Here is a 2,224-nt window from a genome sequence, read left to right as displayed (position 1 = left end):
GTCCGCCGGCATCGTCGGCGGACCGCCCCCGCGCTCACGGCCGGGTGGTCACGACACGCGGATCTCGGTGCCGCAGTCGGTCCACCACGGGCTCAGGGGAGGAGTCCAGCCGAGGTACTTGGTGCCGCAGATGCGGATGGTCCCGACCGGCGAGAAGTACTTGGTCGCGTTGGCCTTGCCCCGGTCCGCCGTCAGTTCTCCCCGGTCGTGGCCGAAGTTGTCCGTGACGTGGACGGTGCCCTTGAAGTAGGTTCCGTTGCCGGTGTAGATCCAGACCCAGCCGCTCGAGCAGTTGTCCACCTGGACCTGGATGTTGTCGAACTTGTAGTACTTGGTGCAGCCGGCCGTGGCGGAGGTGCCTGCCATGGCCGGGGAGGCCGGCAGGGCGGTCAGCGCGGCCACGGCGAGGCCCAGGACTCCGGCCGTCCTCGCCAGCGTGCGCGGCAGTTTCTTCATGGTGATAACTCCAAAGGTGTGGTCCGATGTGTCTGCTCTCGGAGCACCTCCACTGTCCCGTCACGGTCGTGCGTGTGGCATCGGTCATTTGACTGCATGACAGTGCTTCACCATGGCCTCGGGTCCCGGCGCCGGTGGACGCGGGGCTCGCAGCCTGCCGCGGGCTGTCCGTGCGGAGGCGCGACGGTCCGCCGACCGGGCTGTACCTGCCCGGGGACCCGGCCTCACCGCTGCGCACGCCTCGGCTGGAGGCCTGGCGGCTGGCGGGGCCCTCAGATCGATGGCTCCCGGACGAACAGGTGATACCCGGAAGCCACGGCGACCGAGGCGACGGCCCCGGTCTGCGAGCGTCCCAGCCAGACCACCGAGGATCCTTCGGCACCGAACGTCACGAGGTCGGCCCCGTGCTCGTCGTCGGCCACGCGCTCGAACTCGCCGTCGAAGAGGCTTTCCGTGCGCCGGGGCTGCCGGTTGCCGGTCTGGCAGCCGCGCCAGAATTCCAGGAACGGGTCCGTCAGCACCGGCCAGGCCGTGGCGTCGGCGAAACTCCCCATGTTCGTCTCGGTCTCGAACCCGGTCCGCTTCCCGGGGCGGATCCGCTCGATGTCCTCGCCCACACCGAGGGCCATCTCCCAGTGGGCCACGGGGGCCTCGGTGATGCGGAGACGGACGGCGGCGAGCTCCCGGCCGTCGAAGCGCTCGCCCATGAACTCGTACGGGGCTTCCGTCCAGGCGGCCTCCATTCGGAAGGTTCCGGCCGGGATCCGCTGGGCGAGTTCCCGGCCGGTCCGCGGCCGTAGGTCCGATACCTCCTCCTCCGGCCACGGCGCGTCGACGACGAGCCGGCCGCTGGGAACGCGGATCGTGGCCACGTCCCGCACCTCGGTGACCCGGACGGGCGTCGCCGGATCGCCGCACCGCGTGCCGAGCCTGGTCCCGGGTATGAAGGCCGCTTCCAGGTACCAGCTCTCCTCGGCGTCGGCCGCCGACCGGGCCTCTGCTGCAAGATCCATGGGCCGACGATAGCCGGTCGCGCCGACACGGCCCGTGAGACCGGTACGACCGCTGCCGGCTGCCACCGGCCGGGACGCTCGCTGACGCCAGCCGCCACACGGCCCGGACCGCGCCCGCCGTCGGGGGGCGTCCGCCGGAGGTCTTCGCTCCGGCGGGCCGGACTACCGCACGGACCGGCCCTTGCGCAGATACGTCCCACCGAGCGCGAGGGCGACGAGGAAGACGAGGATGCCGATGATGAGGAGGTAGAGGAGCCCGTCCGCGGCCACGCCGATGATCCCGAGGATGACCGCGACCAGAATGAGGAAGAGGATCCAGGCCATGACGGGCCTCCGTTCGCTCTCGTTCGCCGTCGGGCAACGCAGCGCTTCTGCTCGCTGGCCCGGCGATGAAACCAGCACAGGGGCCCTGAAACCGGTCTCGGCCCGGCCCACCACGATCCGGGCGGTACGACCACGGTCCGATCCGAAAGCGTGGCCCGTTGCTGCTCACCGGCGTACTGCTGCGCCTGCGCTTCGACTTCTCCGCGCATCTGCTGGCGGTCGACGCCTGCGCGGCGGCCGTCGTGGCAGCCGGGTACGTGGCGCTGGCGGGCCAGGACGCGTCCGACGGTCTTCCCCGGTTCTCCGGCCCGTCGTGGCTGGGCTGGCTGGTCGCCGTCTGTGTGGAAGCGCCGGTGGCGGCTCGGCGCCATGTGGCCCCTGCCGGCCCTGGCCGCGGTGCCGAGCGCTTCCGCGGCGGGCTCCCAAAACGG

At 71.5% G+C, this 2,224-nt stretch carries 3 protein-coding genes and 1 pseudogene; 1 reads left to right on the top strand and 3 read right to left on the bottom strand.

Annotated features, from left to right (window positions below; translation table 11 throughout):
* Positions 1-48: 48 nt before the first annotated feature.
* From ABZ885_RS39750 to ABZ885_RS39740, 3 genes are all read right to left on the bottom strand, one after another.
* Positions 49-456 (bottom strand): hypothetical protein, encoded by a 408-nt coding sequence (locus ABZ885_RS39750; protein ID WP_360199869.1) that lies wholly within the window; start codon positions 454-456, stop codon positions 49-51.
* A gap of 272 nt (positions 457-728) precedes the next feature.
* Entirely contained in the window at positions 729-1,469 is a 741-nt protein-coding gene (locus ABZ885_RS39745) for a DUF4241 domain-containing protein (RefSeq protein ID WP_360199867.1), read from the bottom strand.
* A 162-nt stretch (positions 1,470-1,631) separates the two neighbouring features.
* Positions 1,632-1,793: a hypothetical protein gene (locus tag ABZ885_RS39740; RefSeq protein WP_360199865.1), complete on the bottom strand. Its 162-nt coding sequence runs from the start codon at positions 1,791-1,793 to the stop codon at positions 1,632-1,634.
* A 158-nt stretch (positions 1,794-1,951) separates the two neighbouring features.
* Between ABZ885_RS39740 and ABZ885_RS39735 the strand changes: the two are divergent.
* Positions 1,952-2,224: pseudogene (locus ABZ885_RS39735) on the top strand (hypothetical protein); the annotation flags it as partial.

Origin of the sequence: Kitasatospora sp. NPDC047058, assembly GCF_040643935.1 — a bacterium.
GTDB lineage: Bacteria > Actinomycetota > Actinomycetes > Streptomycetales > Streptomycetaceae > Kitasatospora.
This window is presented reverse-complemented; position numbering and strand designations above follow the sequence as displayed.

Bases quoted from the DNA above. Each gene is read 5' to 3' on its own strand.
- ABZ885_RS39750 (WP_360199869.1), bottom strand. From the start codon at position 456: ATGAAGAAACTGCCGCGCACGCTGGCGAGGACGGCCGGAGTCCTGGGC.
- ABZ885_RS39745 (WP_360199867.1), bottom strand. From the start codon at position 1,469: ATGGATCTTGCAGCAGAGGCCCGGTCGGCGGCCGACGCCGAGGAGAGC.
- ABZ885_RS39740 (WP_360199865.1), bottom strand. From the start codon at position 1,793: ATGGCCTGGATCCTCTTCCTCATTCTGGTCGCGGTCATCCTCGGGATC.